At 69.2% G+C, this 21409-nt stretch carries 18 protein-coding genes; 3 read left to right on the forward strand and 15 right to left on the reverse strand.

The features are described from left to right. Positions 1-78 precede the first annotated feature (78 nt). Positions 79-1974, forward strand: a complete 1896-nt coding sequence (locus tag U4Z31_RS11945; RefSeq protein ID WP_321810474.1) for an amidohydrolase — start codon at positions 79-81, stop codon at positions 1972-1974. A gap of 79 nt (positions 1975-2053) precedes the next feature. Further along, positions 2054-2725 carry a phosphohydrolase gene (locus tag U4Z31_RS11950; protein ID WP_321810449.1) on the forward strand — a complete coding sequence of 224 codons (672 nt, stop codon included), beginning with the start codon at positions 2054-2056 and terminating at the stop codon, positions 2723-2725. Positions 2726-2910: 185 nt separating this feature from the next. Here the strand turns inward: U4Z31_RS11950 and U4Z31_RS11955 are convergent, their stop codons facing one another. The 15 genes from U4Z31_RS11955 to U4Z31_RS12025 all read right to left on the reverse strand — a co-directional run bounded on the left by U4Z31_RS11955 (position 2911) and on the right by U4Z31_RS12025 (position 19905). Further along, the gene (locus tag U4Z31_RS11955) at positions 2911-4023 is read right to left on the reverse strand and encodes an alkene reductase (protein ID WP_321810450.1); all 1113 of its coding nucleotides are present in this window, start codon (positions 4021-4023) and stop codon (positions 2911-2913) included. Between the two features lie 161 nt (positions 4024-4184). Continuing rightward, positions 4185-5402, reverse strand: a complete 1218-nt coding sequence (locus U4Z31_RS11960; protein ID WP_321810451.1) for an MFS transporter — start codon at positions 5400-5402, stop codon at positions 4185-4187. 183 nt (positions 5403-5585) lie between these two features. Then, positions 5586-6713 carry a hypothetical protein gene (locus U4Z31_RS11965; RefSeq protein WP_321810452.1) on the reverse strand — a complete coding sequence of 376 codons (1128 nt, stop codon included), beginning with the start codon at positions 6711-6713 and terminating at the stop codon, positions 5586-5588. A gap of 141 nt (positions 6714-6854) precedes the next feature. Next, on the reverse strand, positions 6855-7772 hold the full coding sequence (locus U4Z31_RS11970; RefSeq protein ID WP_044847103.1) for a LysR family transcriptional regulator: 918 nt from the start codon (positions 7770-7772) through the stop codon (positions 6855-6857). Between the two features lie 71 nt (positions 7773-7843). Next, positions 7844-10105: a xanthine dehydrogenase family protein molybdopterin-binding subunit gene (locus U4Z31_RS11975; RefSeq protein WP_321810453.1), complete on the reverse strand. Its 2262-nt coding sequence runs from the start codon at positions 10103-10105 to the stop codon at positions 7844-7846. After that, the gene (locus tag U4Z31_RS11980; protein WP_321810454.1) at positions 10105-10605 is read right to left on the reverse strand and encodes a (2Fe-2S)-binding protein; all 501 of its coding nucleotides are present in this window, start codon (positions 10603-10605) and stop codon (positions 10105-10107) included. The genes U4Z31_RS11975 and U4Z31_RS11980 overlap by 1 nt, the downstream gene beginning before the upstream one ends. Then, complete coding sequence (locus U4Z31_RS11985; protein WP_321810455.1) at positions 10602-11885, reverse strand: cytochrome c; 1284 nt, start codon at positions 11883-11885, stop codon at positions 10602-10604. The genes U4Z31_RS11980 and U4Z31_RS11985 overlap by 4 nt, the downstream gene beginning before the upstream one ends. A 424-nt stretch (positions 11886-12309) precedes the next feature. Continuing rightward, on the reverse strand, positions 12310-13008 hold the full coding sequence (locus tag U4Z31_RS11990; protein ID WP_321802569.1) for a hydrolase: 699 nt from the start codon (positions 13006-13008) through the stop codon (positions 12310-12312). A 213-nt stretch (positions 13009-13221) separates the two neighbouring features. Then, positions 13222-14346 (reverse strand): FAD-dependent monooxygenase, encoded by a 1125-nt coding sequence (locus tag U4Z31_RS11995; RefSeq protein WP_321810456.1) that lies wholly within the window; start codon positions 14344-14346, stop codon positions 13222-13224. Positions 14347-14515: 169 nt separating this feature from the next. Further along, on the reverse strand, positions 14516-15661 hold the full coding sequence (locus U4Z31_RS12000; protein ID WP_321810457.1) for an amidohydrolase family protein: 1146 nt from the start codon (positions 15659-15661) through the stop codon (positions 14516-14518). Between the two features lie 29 nt (positions 15662-15690). Next, a complete protein-coding gene (actP, locus tag U4Z31_RS12005; protein WP_321810458.1) occupies positions 15691-17337 on the reverse strand; it encodes a cation/acetate symporter ActP in 1647 nt (548 codons plus the stop codon). Continuing rightward, positions 17334-17693: a DUF485 domain-containing protein gene (locus U4Z31_RS12010; protein WP_321810459.1), complete on the reverse strand. Its 360-nt coding sequence runs from the start codon at positions 17691-17693 to the stop codon at positions 17334-17336. Before U4Z31_RS12010 ends, actP begins: the two co-directional genes overlap by 4 nt. A gap of 94 nt (positions 17694-17787) precedes the next feature. Continuing rightward, positions 17788-19014, reverse strand: coding sequence for an FAD binding domain-containing protein (locus U4Z31_RS12015; RefSeq protein WP_044847112.1), 1227 nt, complete (start codon positions 19012-19014; stop codon positions 17788-17790). Between the two features lies 1 nt (position 19015). After that, the gene (locus U4Z31_RS12020; protein WP_124529611.1) at positions 19016-19498 is read right to left on the reverse strand and encodes a VOC family protein; all 483 of its coding nucleotides are present in this window, start codon (positions 19496-19498) and stop codon (positions 19016-19018) included. Between the two features lie 134 nt (positions 19499-19632). Further along, complete coding sequence (locus U4Z31_RS12025; RefSeq protein ID WP_321810460.1) at positions 19633-19905, reverse strand: UBP-type zinc finger domain-containing protein; 273 nt, start codon at positions 19903-19905, stop codon at positions 19633-19635. A 206-nt stretch (positions 19906-20111) separates the two neighbouring features. Between U4Z31_RS12025 and U4Z31_RS12030 the strand changes: the two genes are divergently transcribed. After that, positions 20112-21383 carry an NAD(P)/FAD-dependent oxidoreductase gene (locus U4Z31_RS12030; RefSeq protein WP_321810461.1) on the forward strand — a complete coding sequence of 424 codons (1272 nt, stop codon included), beginning with the start codon at positions 20112-20114 and terminating at the stop codon, positions 21381-21383. Positions 21384-21409 lie beyond the last annotated feature (26 nt).

Here is a 21409-nt window from a genome sequence, read left to right on the forward strand (position 1 = left end):
GGTCGGTGTATCGTCAAACCGGGTGCATGCCGCGTGCGGCCGCATGCCGGCGTTCGGCGCGAGCAGGGGGGGCTGACGGTGCTCGACACGACGGCATTCGCCGAAGCGGCGGACCTCATCGTCTACAACGGCAAGATCGCGACGCAGGACGCGCGGCAGTCGTTCGTGACCGCGCTCGCGGTGAAGGACGGCCGGATCCTCGCGAGCGGCAGCGGCCGCGACGTGCTGCGCCATGCGCGCGACGGCACGCCGCGCATCGACCTGAACGGCCGCACCGTGATCCCGGGGCTGAACGATTCGCACCTGCACATGATCCGCGGCGGCCTGAACTTCAACCTCGAGCTGCGCTGGGACGGCGTGCCGACGCTGGCCGACGCGCTCGGCATGCTGCGTCGCCAGGTGCTGCGCACGCCCGCGCCGCACTGGGTGCGCGTGGTCGGCGGCTGGACCGAATTCCAGTTCGCGGAAAAGCGCGGGCCGACGGTGGCCGAGCTCAACGCGATCGCGCCCGACACGCCGGTCTTCATCCTGCACCTGGGCGACAGCGCGCTGCTGAACGCGGCCGCGTTGCGCGCGATCGGCTACGGCCGCGACACGTCCGATCCGCCCGGCGGCGAGATCCAGCGCGATCGCCTCGGCCGGCCGACCGGCATGCTGATCGCGCGCCCGGACATGGGGATCCTGCATGCGGTGCTCGAGCGCGCCCCGAAGCTCGGCCACGACGAGCAGATCAATTCGACGCGGCATTTCATGCGCGAACTGAACCGTTTCGGCGTGACGAGCGCGATCGACGCGGGCGGCGATTTCCAGGCCTATCCGGACGACTACGCGGCGATCATGGCGCTCGCCAAGCGCGGCGAACTGACGGTGCGCATCGCATACAGCCTGTTCGTGCAGCAGGCCGGGCGCGAGCTCGACGACTACACGCGGTGGGTGACGCTGGCCAAGCCCGGCGACGGCGACGCGTTCCTGCGGATGAACGGCGCCGGCGAACTGCTGGTGTATTCCGCGGCCGATTTCGGCAATTTTCTCGAACCGCGCCCCGACCTGCCCGACGCGCTCGAGGCGGAACTGGCTGTCGTGGTCCGGCTGCTGGTGCGGCACCGCTGGCCGTTCCGGCTGCACGCGACCTACGACGAATCGATCGGCCGCTTCCTGAACGTGCTGGAAGCCGTGAACCGCGAGCTGCCGTTCGACGGGCTGCGCTGGTTCTTCGATCATTGCGAGACGATCTCGGATGCGAACATCGCGCGTATCGCCGCGCTCGGCGGCGGCGTGACGGTCCAGCACCGGATGGCGTTCCAGGGCGAGTACTTCATCGCGCGCTACGGCGCGGAAGCGGCCGCGCGCACGCCGCCGATCCGAGCGATGCTGGCGGCCGGGCTGCCGGTCGGCGCGGGTACCGATGCGACGCGCATCGCGAGCTACAACCCGTTCCTGTCGCTGTACTGGATGGTGTCCGGGCGCACCGTCGGCGGCACGGCGCTTTACCCCGAATGGAACCGGCTCGGCCGGATGGAAGCGCTGCGCCGCTATACGGTCGGCAGCGCGTGGTTTTCGAACGAAGACGATCGCAAGGGCGCGCTGGTGCCCGGCCAGTACGCGGATTTCGCCGTGCTGACGGACGACTACTTCACGATCGACGAGGCGCAGATCAAGACGCTCTCCTCGGTGCTGACGGTCGTCGGCGGCAAGGTCGTGCATGCGGACGACGAGTTCGCGCCGCTGGCGCCGCCGCCGTTGCCGGTCAGCCCCGCGTGGTCGCCGGTGGTCGAATTCGGCGGTTTCGGCCGGCGTCGTCCCGCGGCGGCGGTGTCGCTGCGCGCAGCGGCCGGCGGCAGCGCCGCTGCCGCCCGCGCGGACGCCGGTGCCGGGCGCGGTCCCGCGGCGCGTTTCGCGCGGCGCCTGCAGGTGGCTGCGCGCGAAGTCGTCGAGCAGTGCGAAGCATTCGGTTATCCCGGCGTCGCCTCGTAGGCGGCAGGTCGGCGGGCCGGCGCGTGCGGCCCGATGAACAGACAATTTTCCGCCCCGGCGCGGGGCAGAAGGAGACGAGATGAGTGGAGCGCCGACGTGCGCACCCGCCGATGACGAAGTCGCCGGCGTTCGCATTCCGCGCACGCCGATGGCGATCGAAGCGGCCGAAGCGGCGTGTGCATCGTTGCCGCCGGTGCTGACCGGTCATGCATGCCGGGTGTTCGTCCTGGCGTCGCTTGCCGCGCGCCGTGCCGGCGAGACCCTCGATGCCGATGCGCTGTACGTGGCCGCGATGTACGCGAACATGGGACTGAGCCCCGCCTATTGCCGCTCGAGCGCGCGCTACGAGGTCGACAGCGCCGATGCCGCGCACGCGTTCCTGCTGCGGCATCACATGTCGCCGGGCCGGTGCGACGACGTGTGGCGCGCGATCGCGCTGCATACGACGCCCGGTGTGGCCGCGCGCGTCTCGCCGCTGGCGCGCGCGCTGGCCGAGGCCGTGGCGGCTGACCTGATGGCCAGCGGCTTCGACGCGTATTCGGCGGACGAGCGTCGGGCGCTGCTCGCCGCATATCCGCGCGAAGACGGGTTCGGCGACGCGTTCCTCGATGCGGTCGCACGTGGCGTCGCGCACCGGCCGGCGTCGACGTTCGGCACGTGGAGCGCCGATGTGCTCGAGCGTGCCGACCCGGATTTTCAGCGGCCGAATTTCTGTGGGCGCGTGCTGGGTGCGCGCTGGAAGGACGTTTGACGGCGTCGTTTCGGGGCCGGTGGCGCGGGCTTGCAGCGGTGGCAGCTTGGCCGCTGCTGCGGCGCCGGGGCGTTGAGGCGTTTAGATGCTCAGACGTCCATGCGTCCAAGCGCTCAGGCACTGAGGCGCCCAAGCGCCCAAGCGCCCAAACGTTCAAACGTTCAAACGTTCAAACGTTCAAACGTTCAAACGTTCGCGCCCGCCGCGTCGTGACGCGCATAGTCGACATAACCCGCGCGGTCGCCGCCATACCAGCCGACCGTCTTCGGCGCGGCGAGCGGCGCCTTCGCCGCGATGCGCTCGACGAGATCGGGGTTCGCGATGTAGGCGCGCGCGAACGCGACGAGATCGGCGTCGCCCGCGTCGATCAGCGCATTCGCGGCCTCCGGCGCGATGCCGCCGTTGACGATCAGCGTGCCGCGATACGCGTTGCGCGTGTTGGCGACGATCCGCGGCAGGTCCGGCTCGCCGCTCCAGCCGTTGGTATCCGCCGCGTGCAGATACGCGACGCCGGCTTCGTCGAGCATGCGGCCGACGTACGCATACGTCGCATCCGGATCCGCGTCGCGCACGTTGTTGTACTTCGCGTACGGCGAGATGCGCACGCCCACCCGGTCGAGCGGCAGCACGCCGCCGACCGCGTCGACGATTTCCTCGAGGAAGCGCGCGCGGTTCGCGAGCGAGCCGCCGTAGCGATCGTCGCGGCGGTTCAGCGTCGACGACAGGAACTGGTGCGGCAGGTAGCCGTTGGCCGCGTGAATCTCGACGCCGTCGAAGCCGGCCGCCTTCGCGCGCAGCGCGGCCTGGCGGAATTCCTCGACCGTCGCGGCGACCTCGTCGGTCGTCATCGCGCGCGACGGCGTCGCGTGAATCTTCGTGTAATAACCGTTCTGCAACTGCGCCCACACTTGCAGCTGTTCGAGATCGTCGTTGACGCCGGACGGCGACAGCGGCGCCGCGCCGCCGAGCAGCGTCAGCGAGCTGACCCGGCCGCCGTGCCACAGCTGCGCGAAGATGCGCCCGCCTTCCGCGTGGACCGCGTCCGTGATCTGCCGCCAGCCGGCCGCCTGCTCGTCGGTGACGAGCCCGGGCGTCAGTTCGAATGCCGCGGAGGCCGGGCTGACGTTGGTCGCCTCGGTCACGATCAGGCCGGCGGACGCGCGCTGCGCGTAGTATTCGGCCATGAGTTCGGTCGGCTGGCCGCGCGACGGCGCGCGCGAGCGCGTCATCGGCCCCATCACGATACGGTTGGGAAGCGGCAGGCCGCGCAGATCGTAGTGGCTGAGCAGGGAAGACATGAAGGATTCCTCTTCAGTGGAGCAGGGCGCCGCCGCATGTCGTCCGGTTGCGGCCGGTGCGGCGGCTGGCGCTGCGAAAAGTCGGAGATGACGTGCCGGCAGCATTCCGGTGCGCGAAGCAACCGCTCGGGATTCGCGCGTGAACCGGTGCCGGCGCCGGTTCAAGCCTGTGCGTGGCGTTGCGCGTGCGGCCGCCCGATCACGAGGTAGTGGGCGAGCGCGACGATCGGGAACGCGCCGGCGACGGCCGCGACGAGCGGCCAGCCGCCATGCTCGTACAGCGGGCTCGCGAGCGCGGAGCCGACGGCGCCGCCGACGAAGATGCTGGTCATGTACAGCGCGTTCAGGCGGTTGCGGCTCGCCGCATGCAGCGCGTAGATCTCGCGCTGGCCGAGCACCATGTTCATCTGTACCGCGAAGTCGAGCACGATGCCGGTGACGACGAGGCCGTACAGCCCGGCACCGTGGACCAGTGCAACCGCATACGACAGTGCGCCGGCGACCAGCGCGATCAGCGTCGCCCGCACCGTGTGCCCGGCATCCGCGAGGCGGCCGGCGACGGGCGCCGACGTCGCGCCGATCGCACCGACCAGCGCGAACAGGCCGATGGCCGATTGCGACAGGCCGTAGTGACGCGTGAGCTCAACCGGCACGGCGGTCCAGAACAGGCTGAACGACGCGAACATCAGGCCCTGGTAGAACGCGCGATGGCGCAGCACCGGCATCGTGCGGACCAGATGCAGCAGCGAGCCGATCAGTTCGAAATAGGTCGCGCGGTGATCGGGCTGGCGCGACGGGATCGTCAGCGCGAGCACGGCGGTCACGAGCGTCATCAGCACGGCGGCGGCCGCGAACACGAAGCGCCAGCCGAACGCGTCGGCCACCACGCTCGACAGCGGGCGCGCGAGCAGGATGCCGAGCAGCAGCCCGCTCATGATCGTGCCGACCACGCGGCCGCGGGAATGATCGGGCGCGAGGTGCGCGGCGAGCGGCACCAGGATCTGCACGGCGACCGAGCTGAAGCCGATCAGCAGCGAGATCGCGAGGAACGGCCCGGGCGTATGCACCAGCGCCGCCGCCGCGAGGCTCGCGATCGACACGACGGCGGTCGTGATCATCAGCTTGCGGTTTTCGAGCAGGTCGCCGAGCGGCACGATGAAGAACAGGCCGAGCGCGTAGCCGATCTGCGTCAGCGACACGATGAGGCTCGCGGTTTCGCCCGACATGTGCAGGCTGGGTGCGATGAGTTCGGTGATCGGCTGCGCGTAGTACAGGTTCGCGACGATCGCGCCGCAACTGAACGCGAACAGCAGGATGAGGCCCTGCGTGAGCTTGGCCGCGTGCCCCTGGGGCGCGAGCGAGGTGGATTCTGCTGACATGGTCGACTCCTTGAAGAGAGCGGTCGGGGCCCGTTTGTCCGTCGGGCGTTTCGGGATGTGTCGCGGCGAAGCGGAAGCCGCCGCATTGCCGTCAAGATTATTGATCGATCGATAACAAGGGAATACGCCCGCTGCGCAATCGAGCATTGCGCGGCGCGCAAAGGGGCCGGAGCGCGCGCGGGTTCATGCGCGGGCACCGAGGCCGAATTCGGCCGCGCGCCGCATGCCGGCGTCGGCGAGGCCGGCCAGCGCGACCCGGCGCGTGGCTGCCCACGATGCGGTCCGCGCCGCGACGTCGTGCGCGTCGGGCGGCAGCGTCTGCGCGAGCGTGACGGCGTCGGCGAGCGCCTGCGACATGCCGGATGCCGAGTGGGGCCGCAGCGTGCACGCCGCGTCGCCGACCAGCGCGATGCGGCCGCCGGCGAACGCGGGGCTCAGCACATCGAACACGGCCTGGACGGTCGGTGCTGCGGTCGCGTCGACCAGTTGCGACAGCACCGCCGGCAGTCGCTCGCGTGCCAGCACGCCGAGCGCGGTGTGCGAACGCATCGACAACCGCCCCGGTTCGGCCGAGGTGCCGGGCGGGCGGTCGCCGATCCCGGCCAGATGGCCGCGCAACTGTTCGAGATCCGCTTCGCTGCGATACCAGATCCAGTTGAAGCGTCGCGTGCGCGCGCCCGGCCTGCCGTCGGCTGCGGGAATCTGGAATGCCATGAACAGTTCGCCGGGCTGGCGATGGAGCGTCAGGTTCTCGACGAGCAGTTCGATGCCCGGCGCATCGAACGAGGCTTCGTCGACGACGCCGCGCCATGCGAAATAGCCGGCATAGCGCGGCGCGTAGTCGGGAAACAGCGCGGTGCGCACGCGCGAGCCCGTGCCTTCCGCCGCGACCAGCAGGTCCACCCGTTCGCGCGCGTCGCCGATCCGCAAGTCGACGCCGTCCGGGTCGCGGCTGTCCACGGTGACCGGGCTGTCGTGGCGGATCATGTCTTCCGGCAGCATCGCGCACAGTGCCCGGTACACGATGTCCCACGACGAGAACGGCAGCCACTGGCAGGCGTCGTCGACGATCCGGCCGGCACGGTCGATCCAGCGCCGGCGGCGCGTCGGCACCGTCGCGATCGCGAGCCGGTAGCCGCCGCCGTGTGCGTCGAGAAAGGCGGTCATGCGGCGCAGTACCGCGACGCCGCCGCCGTGATCGGGAAACGGCCGGTCGCGTCGCTCGTAGACGCGGACTTCGTGGCCGATGCAATTCAGCGTGACGGCGGCAGCCAGGCCCGCGATGGAGCCGCCGGCGATCGCGATCTTCATGATGGCCTCTCGTCGCGGGCCTCCGGCGCGGATATCGCGGATCGCGAAGCCCATGAAACCAGTCTGGATCGCGCGGGCTGAATTGTCCTAAAACGCCGCCTTAAATCACTTGATTCATGCGCTGCGCGACGCGGGCGGCCTTCAGCCTCGCTGGCCCTGCAGCGTCGGGATCTGCGCGAACAGGCCGGCGAGCCAGTCGACGAAGACCTTGAGCTTGACGGGCGTGTGGCGGTTGGGCGGATACAGGATCGAGATCGGCCGCGGCGGCGTGTTGAAATCGGTCAGCACCTCGCGCAGGCGCCCCGATTTCAGGTACGGCTCGACCAGGTACAGCGAGGTCTTGATCAGGCCGATCCCCGCGACGCCGCATGCGATGTAGGTGTCGGCGTCGTTGACCGCGACCGTGCCGCACATCTGGATGATGCGCGTCTCGCCGTCGACGACGTAGTCCCACGGCCGCGGCCGGCCCGTATCGGCCGACATGTGGCTGACCGCGATGTGCTGCGCGAGGTCGTCCACCGTGTCGGGCGCGCCGCAGCGCTCGAGATACGCGGGGGCCGCGCAGGTGCAGGTGGTGAGGCTGCCGATCCGTTTCGCGACCAGCCCCGAGTCGTCGAGCGCGCCGATGCGCACGACGCAATCGACCCCCTCGCCGACGAGGTCGATCTGCCGGTCCGTCACGCCGAGTTCGACCGAGATGCCCGGGTGGGCGGCGAGGAATTCGGGCAGCGCGGGCACCATGATCTGTTTCGCCATCGCCGGCGGCAGGTTCACCTTCAGGCGGCCGCGCGGCACGTTGCGCGCCTGCGAGACGGCCGCTTCCATGTCGTCGATCTCGCGCAGCACGCCGACGCAGCGTTCGTAATAGGCCTGCCCGTCCTCGGTCAGCGAGATGCGGCGCGTCGTGCGGTTCAGCAGCCGGCAGCCGAGATGCTGTTCGAGCGTGCTCAGCAGCGCGGACACGCGCGGCGTCGTGAGCCCGGTGGTGTCCGACGCGCGCGTGAAGCTGCCCGTCTCGACGATGCGCGTGAACACGCGCATCGAAAGCAAGGTATCCATCGTTCAGAAATCTCCAGCCTGTCGGGTTGCCGGCGCCGGTCCGTGCCGGCGCGGTCGGTTGTGAGGTGCGGCTATGCGTCGATCCGTTTCCTGAGCGAATCGCCGGCGAACGGCATTTCGCGCATGCGCTGGCCGGTCGCGTCGAAGATCGCGTTGGCCAGCGCGCCGGCGGTCGGCCCCATCGACGCCTCGGCCGCGCCGAGGAACGGCGCACCGGGGCGATTGATCAGATGCACCTTGATGCTTTGCGGGGCCGAGCCGAACCGCAGGATCGGATAGCTGCTCCAGTCGAAACTGCGAATGCGCTGCGTATCGTATTGCAGCGCCTCGTACAGTGTCCAGCTGGCGGCCTGCACGATGCCGCCCTCGATCTGGTTGCGGATGCCGTCCGGCGACACGACCTGGCCGGCGTCGACCGCGACTTCCGCGCGATCGAGCGTCACGTGGCCCGTCTCCGGCTCGACCGTGATCTCGATCGCGATCGCGACGTAGGCCATCAGGTTCTTGTACTTGCCGAACGCGAAGCCGACGCCGCGGTTGCGCGCGCGCGGCGGCCGCGGCCAGCCGAACCGGGCCGCGGCGAGCTGGATCACCTGCCGCGCGCGAGGGTCCTGCATGTGGCGCAGGCGGAATTCGACCGGATCGACGCCGGCGGCGTGCGCGAGCTCGTCCATGAAGCTCTCGATGGCCCACACGTTGGTGTGCGCGCCGAGCGAGCGCATCGCGGAAGTCTGCAGCGGCATCGTCGGCGAGAAGTTGTTGACGATGTGCATGTTGGGCAGCGCGTAGAGCGGGATCGCGTTGCGATCGCCGCCGCCCTCGGGCTGCAGCATCGGCGTCGACGGCGCGGACACGAACGGCGGCTCGAGCATCCGCGCGGGCAGCAGCCGGCCGGCGTTGACGATGCGCTCGTTGTGCGAACTGCTCCACAGCGCATAGTTCCAGTCGACGATGCGACCGCCCGCGTCGAGCGACGCGCTGAGCTCGGTGACCATCGCCGGCGTGAAGTGATCCCACGTATGTTCCTGCTCGCGCATCCATTGCACGCGGATCGGCTTGCCGGGCATCGCCGCCGCGATCAGCGCCGCATGCGCGGCCGCATCGTCCGCGCCGTTGTGCCCGTAGCAGCCGGAACCCTCGGTGTGAATGCAGCGCACGCTCGCCTTCGGCAGCGACAGCATCTCGGCGAGGGCGTCGCGCAGCGGGTAGACGCCCTGCGAGTGGGTCCACACCGTCAGCGTGCCGTTCTCGAGATGCGCGACCGAACACGACGGCCCGATCGAGCCGTGCAGCAGGTAGTTCTTCAGGAACGTGGCGGACAGCGTCTTCGTCGCAGGCGCGGTGGGCGCATGCGTGTTGGCGATTTCGATGCGCTGGGTCGCGATTCGCTTCAGCTCCGCGTGGACCGTCGCGCGATCGGGCAGCGCGCGGCCGCCGGACCAGCGGCAGCTTGCGGCCAGCGCGCGCTGCGCGACGACCGCCTGCCATTCGCCGTGCGCGACGACCGCGAGCATGCTGCCGTTGCGCACGATCCGCACGACGCCCGGCATCTTCAGGATCGCGGCTTCGTCGAACGACTGCAGCGCCGCGTCGTACACCGGCGGCATCACGACGCGCGCGTGCAGCATGCCCGGCAGTTCCATGTCCTGCACGTAGCTGACGCCGCCCGTGACCTTGTTCGGGATGTCGACGCGCGGCAGCGACGTGCCGATCACGGTGAACGTGGCCGGGGGCTTCAGCGGCGAGGTCGGCGTCGCGTTGCGGTGCAGGTCGACGGTGCGCACCGCGTCGCCGTAGCGCATCGTGCGGCCGTCCGGCGCCTTGATGACGGCATCGGCGACGGTGAGCGTGCGCGGATCGACGCCGAACTGCTTCGCCGCGCCGTCGACCAGCAGCCCGCGCACCTGCGCGGCGGCGTTCAGCAGCGCGGAGCCGCTGTCCGCCATCGTGTGGCTGCCGGCCGTCAGGCCCTCGTCCGGCGACGCGCCGGTGTCGGCGGTCAGGAACGTGATCAGCGAGGGCTTCATGTTCAGCTCCTCGGCGGCCACCTGCAGCAACGCGGTGCGCACGCCGGTGCCGAGCTCGACCTTGCCGGTAAACACGGTGACCTTGCCGTCGGGCGCGATCTTGATCCACGCGTCGAGCAGCGGGTTGGTCTTGAGGCTGCCGGCCAGCGTTTCGGTGGCCTTCGCGACGTGGACGGCGGCGCCTTCGTCCGCGATCACGACTTCGGCGGCCGCGCGCGCGGCCGGCGCGAGGCTGAACGCGACGAAGAGCGCGCCGGAGACCATGAAGTGCCGGCGGCCTTCGTCGATGTCGTCGGGTGCGTTCATCAGATTCCCTTGCTGATCATGACCGGCGCGGCGGACGGTTCCGGCTGCGGCAGGCCCGCGACCTGGCGCACGGCGGCCAGGATCCGCATGTGGGTGCCGCAACGGCACAGGTTCGGTTCCATGTGGGTGCGCAGCTCGCGTTCGGTCGGTTTCGGGTTGCGTTCGAGCAGCGCCTGCGCACGCATGATCATGCCCGCGATGCAGTAGCCGCACTGCGCCGCCTGGTGGTCGATGAACGCCTGTTGAAGCTTGCCCGGACGGTCGGCCGTGCCGAGGCTTTCGACGGTTCTGACGCGGCGCTCGCCGAGCGCGGCGACCGGAATCAGGCACGAGAACATCGGCTTGTCGTCGACGATCACGGTACATGCGCCGCATTGCCCGAGGCCGCAGCCGAATTTCGCGCCGTGCAGGTGCAGGTCGTTGCGCAGCGCGTACAGCAGCGGCGTCGACGGATCGATGTCGAGCGTGTGCCGCACGCCATTCACGGTGAGGGCGATCATGGTGCGCGGTCCTCCTTTCTGAGCTTCGCGGCTAGGGTGTCGATGCCGCTCCATGCGGGGCGATCGGAATACGTCTCGCGCAGGTAGGCGGCGAGATCCGCGATCTGCGCGTCGTCGTACTGGTCGAGGTAGGACGGCATGTAGTTCAGCGTGTCCTCGCCGTGCCAGCCGATGCCGTTGAACATCATCTGGATCGCGTTGCGCGGCGTGTCGGCATGGATGGCCGTGCTGAACGCGAGCGTCGGCCGCTCCCCGATCGACTGCATCGGCGAGGCCGGCCCGTGACACTGCGCGCACGACGCCTGGAACAGCACCGCGCCGCGCTGCGCGGCCGGCGTCGTCGGGCCGTGTTCCGCGGTGGCCGTCGTTGCGGGACGCGCGGCGGCCGGCTTCTGGATGGACAGGATGTACGCGGCGATCGCCTCGACGTCTTCCGCCGGCACCGTCGCGAGATCGCGCGTGACCGGCAGCATCGGTCCGGCAGCCGCGCCGTGCTCGCTCGCGCGGCCGGTGCGCAGGTACGTGACCAGTTGCGCTTGCGTCCACGGCCGGGCCGCGTTGCCGAGCGTGTTGAGCGGCGGCGCGTCCCAGCCGTCGACGATGCCGCCGTCGAACGCCTTGCCGGCCTGTTCGCCGCCGATTGCGTTCAGCGGCGAATGGCAGGACGCGCAGTGCCCGAGGCCGTCGACGAGCATCTTGCCGCGATTCCATTGCGCGGATTGCGACGGATCGGGCTGGTACGCGCCCTCGCGCAGGAACAGCACGTTCCAGAACGCGACCAGCGGCCGGAAGTTGAGCGGGAAGATCAGGTCGTTCGCCGGCGTCTTCGTCTGCACCGGTTCGCGCGTCATCAGGTACGCGTATGCGGCCTCGATGTCCTGGTCGGACATCCGCGTGAAATGGATGTACGGAAACGCCGGGTAGAGCGGATGGCCGTCGCGGGCGATGCCGCTGCGCAGCGCGCGCGCGAACGCGGCCTGCGACCAGCGGCCGATGCCCGTGTCGGCATCCGGCGTGATGTTGGTCGCGTAGATCGTGCCGAACGGTGTCGCGAGCGGCAGGCCACCGGCGAACGGCTTGCCGTCCTTCGCGGTGTGGCACACGACGCAGTCGCCGAGCGCGACGACGCGTGCGCCCGCGCGCACGAGTTGCGGATCGAAAGACGTGCGCGCGGGCGGATCAACCGGCGCGATCGACGGCCGGACCATGATGCCGATCGCGACCGCGAGACCGACGACCGCGACAACCGCCGCGCCGAACCAGAGTCGTTTGTGCTTCATGCGTACTCCCGGCGAGCCGGTTCCGGCGTCATGCGGTCGGCGGGGCAACGGAGCGGACGCCGGCCGTGCGGTTCGCACGCCGCGGCGCGGATCCGCTTGCCGTGACAGGCGGGCCAGCGCGCGCGGCTTTGCCGGCGCGTGCCGGCGCAGGAAATTGCAGCAGGGGCCGCCGGGTGGCGACGGTGCATCGCCGACCGGTTCGGCCATGACAAGCCGGTCCGGCGGCAGCGATTCGCGGCGGAGATCATGTCGTCGCTCCAGGAGAGGTGTGTCGCGCACGCGGTCCGTGGCCCGCTCGGCGACTGATGGGGGCAGTCTACGCTGGCGGCAGCGCCGTTTCCTGAAACCGCGCTGAAACGTTCTGAACGCAGGCGGCGGGCGGGTTCCGGGGCGCGGCCGCGATCGTCGGCCGTTTCGTCTGCCGTCATCTGCGCGCGATCGGTGCCGGCACCGGCGCAAGCATCGCGTGCGGTTCCTTCGTGCGCTGCGGCGCGTTGTGGACCATCGTGTATGCGTAGTCGACGCCCATCCCGTATGCGCCGGAATGTTCGCGCACGATGTTCATCACGGCATCGTAGGTTTCGTGCCGCGCCCAGTCGCGCTGCCATTCGAGCATCACCTGCTGCCAGGTGACCGGTACCGCGCCGGCCTGGATCATGCGCTGCATCGCGTACTCGTGCGCTTCCTTCGACGTGCCGCCCGATGCGTCGGCGACCATGTAGATCTCGTATTCGCCTTCGTCCATCGCGCACAGCGCGAAGGTGAGATTGCACACCTCCGTCCACAGACCGGCCGCGACCACTTTCTTGCGACCGTTCTTCGCGAGTGCGTCGCGCACCTTCTGGTCGTCCCACGAGTTCATCGACGAACGTTCGAGGACGGGCTGGTTCGGAAAGACGTCGAGCAGTTCCGGGAACGCATAGCCGGAGAAGCTCTCGGTCTCGACCGTCGTTATCGTGGTCGGAATGTCGAAGGCCTTCGCGGCCTTCGCCAGCCCGACCGCGTTGTTCTTCAGCGTCTGCCGGTCGATCGACTGCACGCCCAGTGCCATCTGGGGCTGCAGGTCGATGAACAGCATCTGGCAGTTATGGGGCGTCAGGACATCAAGTTTAGGATTACGCATGATATTGGCCTCGCGGGTCGAATGGAATGCATGACGGAGCCCGAATGGCTGCGCCGCGCCGGGTCGACGCAGCGGGTTTGCTGAATGAAATCGCGCGCCGACGTGTCAAGCTTAGAAGCGGGAATCGGTCGGCGGAAATAAAACGTTATGAATCGGTGCCGATGCGACGTGCGCGTGCCGACGCGCGAACCGCGCCGGCAGCGCGTCAGGGCGTCAGGGCGGCGTGCCGAGGCCGAACGAGGCGGCCAGTTGCGGCCCTTTCTCGAGCAACGAGATCACGTCCGCCCGTCGTCGTACCGACCATTGCGCGAGACGCTCGACGACATCGGCCGCGTCCGCCGGCAGCGCTTGCGCGAGCGACACCGCATCGCTTGCCGCCTTCGATGTGCCGGACGCCGTATGCGGGCGCACGGTGCACGCCGCATCGCCGATCAGCACGACGCGGCCGTCGACGAAGGCGGGGCTCAGCGCGTCGAAGATCGCCTGGTTGAACGGCGTGCGCGTGGCGAGCACCAGTTGCGACAGGGATGCCGGCAAGCGCGCTTGCGCCAGTTGCCGCAGCGTGCCGACGACCTCGTCGGCCAGCATCCCCGGATGCACCGACGCGTGATGGACGTTGCCGTGACGATCGGTCAGGTGGCGGCGCAGCGCCGCGCGATCGGTTTCGTTGCGATACCACAGCCAGTTGAAACGGCGCGTGCCCGGCGCGAGCGAGCCGTCGAGCGCGGGAATCAGGAAGGCCATGAACAGCTCGCCCGGCGCCTTGTGAAGGGTCATGTTCTCGACCAGCGGCGCGATCGCGGCAACGTCGAAATCGGCTTCGTCGACGATGCCGCGCCACGCGAGATAGCCCGCGAATGACGGCGCGTAGCCGGGAAACAGGTGCGTGCGCAGGGTCGAGCCCGACCCGTCGGCCGCAACCAGCACGTCCGCGCGAACGTGTTCGTCGCCCAGGTGCACGTCGACGCCCGTCGCGTCCTGCGTGAAGCCGCTGACCGCGCGGCCATAACGGATGCGTCCGCGCGGCAGCGTGTCGCACAGCGACCGGTAGACGGCGTCCCACGACGAGAACGGCAGCATTTCGGGTTCGTCGCGCATGACGATGCCGGCGCGGTCGATCCAGCGCCGCCGACGCGTCGGCACGCTGATCATCTGCCGGCAATGACGGCCATGCTGTTCGAGAAACGCCATCATGCGGCGCAGCACGGCCACGCCGCCGCCCTGGCCGCGCAGCGGAGACGGCGCGCGCTCGTAGACCGTCACGTCGTGCCCGATGCAATCGAGCGTCAGCGCGGCCGCGAGACCGGCGATCGAGCCGCCGGCAATGGCTATTTTCATCGTGCGTGACTCCTTGTTCGAAAGGCGGCATGGCGGTACGGTGACCCGGCTGCGCGGCGACGTTTGCCGTGCCGTGCCGACGGCTCGCCGGATGATGGCATGTCGGCCGGCGGGCTGCGCCGATCGTGCAAGCGTCGTCGCGCGAGCGCGACATGGCGGCCCGATCGCGCTAGATCCGCAGCAGTTTCCCCGCATTGCCGCCGAGTATCAGCGCGCGCTGGTCCGCGCTCAGGTCGAGCCGGTCGAGAAAACGGACCGGCTGTTCGTAACCCATGTCGAAGCAGTAGTCGCTGCCGAGCACGAGCCGGTCGACGCCGACGTTCGCGATCAGGAAGTCCAGCACCGGCCCGGAATGGGACACCGTGTCGTAGCTGAAGCGCCGCAGATAGCTGCTGGGCTTCTGCGCGAGCCGGCGCGTTTCGGGGCGCACGGTCCAGCCCGCGTCGAGGCGCCCCGCGACGATCGGCAACGCGCCGCCGGCATGCGGCAGCGTGAAGTGCAGGTTCGGATGACGGTCGAGCACGCCGCCGAGGATCAGGTGCGCGCCGGCGATCGCCGTGTCGAACGGATTGCCGAGCAGGTTGCTCAGGTAGAAATCGCCGAGCCGTGCGCCGCCGACCGTTTGCTGCGGATGCAGGAACACGGGCAGGTTCAGTTGCTCGATGCGCGCGAAGACCGGTGCGAACGACGGGTCGTCGAGATCGCGATTGTCGATGTTGGTGCCCATGTACACGCCGCGCACGCCCGGCAGCTGCGCGGCGCGCTCGAGTTCGTCGATCGCGTCGGTCGCGTTCAGCATCGGCAGCGTCGCGAGTACGACGAAGCGCGTCGGATGCCGCTCGTAGACGCGCGACGCGGCCGAGTTCCAGTCGCGCGCGAGCTTCGCATTGAACGGCCGGTCGGCCCAGTACGCCATCGGCACGCTGAGCGACAGCGCCTGGACGTCGACGCCGGACGCATCCATGTCCCGCAGCCGCGCATCGACGTCGATGAACTTCATCGGCAGCGGCCCGAGGCCGCCGGCGGGCGTGCGGAACGTGAACGACGCGTCGTCGCACGTGAACGACCCGCCGAAGCGCTTGCCTTCGCCGCCGACCAGATTGCAAAAGCTTTCCGGGTAGTAGTGCGCGTGGATGTCGATCGCGCGCGGCCGCTGCAGCGGCGCGGTGGCCGATGCGGCCGGCGTGCTCGCGGTTGCGGCGGCCGATGCCGAACGGCCGGCCAAGGCCGTGCCGGCGAGCGCGGCGAACGTGCCGAGCAGGCGTCGCCGGGCCGGCGACGGGCAGCAGGTGCAGGTCAACGTGGGATGTCTCATGAGGATGTCGGCTCTTCGAATCGTGCGGCTCAGCCGCGTTGCGTGATGCCCGTTGTGGTGCCCATTTCGCACGCGACGAGCTGGGTGTCGAACTGCGCACGCTCGTGTCGCGCGCGGGCCGAGCGATCGGTGACGGAGAACAGGACGACGCCGGCGAACGCCGCCGCCATCGAGAACAGTGCCGGGTATTCGTACGGATAGACCGCATGCGCATGACCGAGCACCGTCACCCACACCGTCGGGCTCAGCACCGTGAGCGTGACGGCGGTGGCGAGCCCGAGCAGGCCGCCGAGCACCGCGCCGCGCGTCGTGAGCCCGCGCCAGTAGATCGAGAGCAGCAGCACCGGAAAGTTCGAGCTCGCCGCGATCGAGAACGTGAGGCTGACGATGAACGCGATGTTCTGCTTCTCGAACGCGACGCCGAGCAGGATCGCGAGCACGCCGAGCACCACGGTCGTCGCGCGCGCCACGCGCATTTCCTCCTGGTCGGATGCGCGTCCGCGGCGCAGCACGTTCGCGTAGAGATCGTGCGAGATCGCCGACGAGCCCGCGAGCGTGAGTCCGGCGACCACGGCGAGGATGGTCGAGAACGCGACCGCGCAGATGAAGCCGAGGAACACGTTGCCGCCGACCGCGTGCGCGAGGTGGATCGCCACCATGTTCGCGCCGCCCGTCACGGCGCCGGACGCGTCGTGGTATTGCGGGTCCGGCGCGACGAGCGCGATGGTGCCGAAGCCGATGATCACGATCAGCACGTAGCCGACGCCGACGATGCCGGTCGCATGGAGGATGCTCTTGCGGGCAGCCTTGACGTCGCCGACCGTGAAGAAGCGCATCAGGATGTGCGGCAGGCCCGCCGTGCCGAAGATCAGCGCGAGGCCGAGCGACACGGCGGCGACCGGATCGGAGACCAGGCCGCCCGGACGCAGGATCGCCGCATGCTTCGGATGCACGCTGACTGCCTGCGCGAACAGTGCGTCGAGGCTGAAGCCGAAACGGCCGAGCACCATGAACGCCATGAACGCCGCGCCGGCGAGCAGCAGCACGGCCTTGATGATCTGGATCCAGGTGGTCGCGAGCATCCCGCCGAAGAATACGTAGACGACCATCAGCACGCCGACGACGAGCACCGCGACCGTGTAGTCGAGGCCGAACAGCAGCTCGACGAGCTTGCCCGCGCCGACCATCTGCGACACGAGATACAGCAGCACGATGACGATCGAGCTCGACGCCGCGAACGCGCGGATCGGCCGTTGCCGCAGGCGATAGGACACGACGTCGGCGAGCGTGTACTTGCCGAGGTTGCGCAGCGGCTCGGCGATCAGGAACAGGATGATCGGCCAGCTCGCGAGAAAGCCGACCGAATAGATCAGGCCGTCGTAGCCGCTCGTGAACACCAGCGCGGAAATGCCGAGCAGCGATGCCGCGGACATGTAGTCGCCGGCGATCGCCCAGCCGTTCTGGAACGCGGTGATCCGGCCGCCGGCCGCATAGTGGTCGGCCACGCTGTGATTCTTGCGCGCGGCCCAGCGCGTGATGACGAGCGTCGACGCGACGAACAGCAGGAACATGCCGATCGCGACCGGGTTGTGCCCGTGTGCGATCGCCGCGGGGCCGGCCGCGAACGCCGGTGCCGTGCCGGCGGCGGCGATCGCGGCGAGGAGCAGGCGTTTCATGGCGTGTCTCCGTGACGAAGGGACGCGACGAGCGCGTCGTGGACCGAATTGGCCTGGAATACGTACAGCGCGACGAGCGCGAACGTGACGACGAACATGCCGAAGCCGACCGGGATGCCCCATGGCGTCGGCCGGCCCGGCACGATCGGCTGGCCGAGCAGCGTCGGCGAAAACGCGAGCGTCAGGATGAACGCGAAATAGAGGGTGAGCATGACGAGCGTCAGCGACCAGGCGAGCAGCCTTCTGCGCCTGACGAGCGTGCGAAAACGGGCATCGCGCAGCAGCGGATGGGCGGCCTGCGCCGGCGAGTCATGCGCGGGCGCGGTGCCGGCGGTGGCCGGAAGCGGGTGGTTCACGGTGTCTCCTCGATGGATCGAATGTCGCGGCCGGGCGTCGGGCGTCGCGCGTCTCGTGCGCGGCGCCCGCCCGTGCCCGGCTCGGAAATGCGGCTCAGAAATGCGGCGGCACCGCGGTTTCCCGCATCACGACTTCCGGCGTGCGATAGCGCTCGGCCATTTCGCGCTCGGTGTCGTTTTTCAGTTGTGCCTGCATGTACGCGCCGAGATGGCGCGCGTGCTGCACGATCGCGACGCCGAAGGCGGTGCGCGTCTCGCTGTATTCGCACAGCGCGTCGAGCGTGTCGGCGCGCGTGGCGAGCGACGCGACGAGCGCGAGCGCATCGCCGGCCGCCTTCGTGACGCCCATTCCGCAGTGCGGCCGCGCGACGAATGCGGCGTCGCCGAGCAGCGCGATCCGGCCGAACGCCATGCGCGGCACTTCGAGGTCGTAGATCGGCTGGAACAGCGGCTGCGTCGCGCGTGCGACGACTTCGGCGAACTGCGGCGCGAGCAGCGCGTGGGCCGCGTCCTCGAGATCGGCGAGGACGTCGCGCCGGATCAGCGTCGGCGGAATGCCGCCGGCCCACAGCTTGCCGGTCTCGTCGGTCAGCAGGTTCGGCAGGTCGGTGTCTTCGCGCGTCGCGCGATACCAGACGAAGTTGTAGCGGCGCTCGCCGGGTTGCGTGCTGTTGCCCTGGCCGGCGACCGGGTAGCCGAGGATCTGTTCGTGCGGCGGCAAGCCGAACGCGAACTTGTCGAACAGGCTCGCGTGGGTCGCTTCCGACAGCGCGGCTTCGTCGACCAGCCCGCGCCATGCGACATAGCCCGCGTATTGCAACTGCGCGTCCGGCAGCAGCCGCTCGCGAATCGCGGAGCGGAACCCGTCGGCGGCAATGACGAGATCGGCATGCACGACCGAGCCGTCGGACAGCGTGATAGACGCGTGCTCCGGCCCGTCCGCGACGTCGGTCACGACGGCGCCCGCGTGATAGTGCTGATCGGGCAGCGCCGCACGCAGCACGTGGTACATCTTGCTCCACGCGGTGAGCGTCTGCGGCAAGCGCCGTTCCGATTCCACGGCGCCGTCCTGCGACAGCGTGATGCGCGACTCGACCTTGACGCCGATCGACGCGTCGATGCGCACGCCCGCGGCGAGCATCACGTCGAACAGTTCCGGATGCGTGACGATGCCGGCACCACGGCCCGACAGCGCCTCGGGCACGCGTTCGTAGACGTCGACGTCCCAGCCGTTGCGCAGCAGGAGGTTGGCGGCGAACAGCCCGCCCAGCGAGCCGCCCACGATCGCGGCCTTGCGTTTGCTTGCAGTGATGTTGTTCATGTCAGTCTCCGGTGGATGCGCCGGCCGATGCGGCCGCGTCGGGAAGCGCGAGGCCCTCGACCTCGGCGGCAGGGAAGTTGAGTTCGATCGTCACGCCGGACGGATCCTCGATGAAGACCTGGTGCAGACCGAGGCTCGGCACCGTGCGGTCGCGCCACGGGATGTTCTCGGCGCGCAGCGTGCGCCACGTCGCCTCGACGCCGGTCGCGAGGAACGCGATGTGGTCGACGGTGCCGGTGCCGGCGGCCGGCAGCGCCTTGTCGCCGAGATAGGCGGCAAGGCCGTCCGGATTGGACGGATCGACGCCGATGATGTGCACGGTGCCGTAATCGGCCTCGTCGCCGCCCTTGTAGAGCCATGCGCCGGGAAAGTCGAACGGCGGACGATAGCCGCGTTTGAAGCCGAGCACGCGTTCATAGAACCGGCACGATTTCTCGAGATCGAGCGTGCGGATCGAGTAGTGCGCAAGTCTGGATACAGGCATGGGACACCTCGTGTTTATCAGTCGATAAGTTATCGTTCGATAAATTCTAGTAGAAAAGATCGGCAGGACAAAGCCGCGATCGAGCGGTGTTTACCCGCAGTGGAAATGGGTGCCGGATGCCGGCGCGCGATGCGCTACGACGCGATTTCGCCGGCCATGACTTCGTCCGCGTAGCACCATACCCAGCGCTCGCCCGGCTCGATCGAACGGGCGAGCGGATGGCCGGTTTCGTGGAAATGCCGGCTCGCGTGGCGATTCGGCGACGAGTCGCAGCAGCCGACCTGCCCGCAGGTCAGGCACAGGCGCAGATGCACCCACCGGCTGCCGGACTTCACGCATTCCTCGCAGTAGTCCTTGTCGGTGTGCAGGACGCGCGCTTCGCCGAGGTGACTGCAGGTAGTAGTCATCTTTCGCTCCGATGCCGGCGCCGCAGAGCGCTCGCAGCGCGGCCGGCACGAAGCTGCAAGCGGAGGTGGACAGGATTCATTGTGGACGGTCGTGGCGCGAGCGGACCTTAATTCTTATTAAACGTCGCGGCGCGATGGCGACGACGACGTACAGTCGCAAGTGCGGCCGGGGTGCAATGTCGCGGTGCGGTCGCCGGGAGGGCTTCATGACGCAGTCTCAGCATGTCAGGGTAATCGGTTTGCCGAACAGCAGGGAAGCCTACGCAATTCGCGATTTCCTGAAGCGCGGCGTGGTCGAGTACGCGTGGTGCGAACTGACGTCCGACACCGATTGCGTGCGCGAGCTGGGCATCGCGCCGCTGCGCGACGTCCGGCTGCCGGTCGTCGTCTTTCCGGACGGTACGTGCATGTACCAGCCGACGCTGCCGGAGATCGCCGCCAAGCTCGGCTGGGTCGCGCGGCCGCGCTTCATCGAGTATGACCTGTCGATCTACGGTGCCGGCCCGGCGGGCCTGTCGGCTGCCGTCTACGCGGCATCGGAAGGGTTGCGGGCCGTCGTGATCGAGCGCGATGCGGTCGGCGGACAGGCGGGGACGAGTTCGCTGATCGAGAACTACATGGGATTCCCGGACGGCATACCGGGCGCCGAGCTGGCCGAGCGTGCGCGCCAGCAGGCGGTCAAGTTCGGAGTCGAGCTGCTGATGATGCGCGAGGGCGTGCATGCGACGTTCGTCGACGGCAAGATTCGCGTCGACCTGGCCGACGGCTCGATTCTGACCGCGCGCGCGAACATCTGCGCGACCGGCATCGAATACCGCAGCCTCGGTCTGCCGGACGAACAGCGCTTTCTCAACGCGGGCCTGTTCTATGGCGCGGGATCGAGCGAGGCGCCGATGTGCGAGGGCAAGCACGTGTTCATCGTCGGCGGCGGAAATTCGGCCGGGCAGGCGGTGATGAACTTCGCACGGCACGCGCGTGAAGTCACGATGATCGTGCGCGGCGCATCGCTCGCGGCAACGCTGTCGCGCTACCTGATCGACCGGATCGAGCGCATGCCGAACGTGACCGTCCGCTACGGCACGACCGTCGACGCGTTGCAGGGCGACGGCCGGCTCGAGGCGATCGTGCTGCGCACGGAAGACGGCGCGCGGGAAGTGCTGCCGGCCACGCACCTGTTCGTCTGCATCGGTGGTGCGCCGAACACCGAATGGGCGAGGGACACGAACATCATTCGCAACGAGAGCGGCTACCTGGTCACGGGCAGCGACCTCTACGACTGTCCTGAATTCGGGCGCGTGTGGCCGCTCGAGCGCCGGCCCTACTATCTCGAAACGAGCGTGCCGGGTTCGTTCGCGGCGGGCGACGTCCGGTCGGGCTCGGTCAAGCGGGTGGCGTCGGCGGTCGGCGAAGGGGCGATGGCCGTGACCTTCGTGCACCGCTTCCTGAGCGAGGACGCGCAGCGGCAGGGCGGAGCCTGAGCCGTGCTGCGCCGGCGCCGCGATGC

The organism is Burkholderia sp. BCC1985, from assembly GCF_905339915.1.
Taxonomy (GTDB): domain Bacteria; phylum Pseudomonadota; class Gammaproteobacteria; order Burkholderiales; family Burkholderiaceae; genus Burkholderia.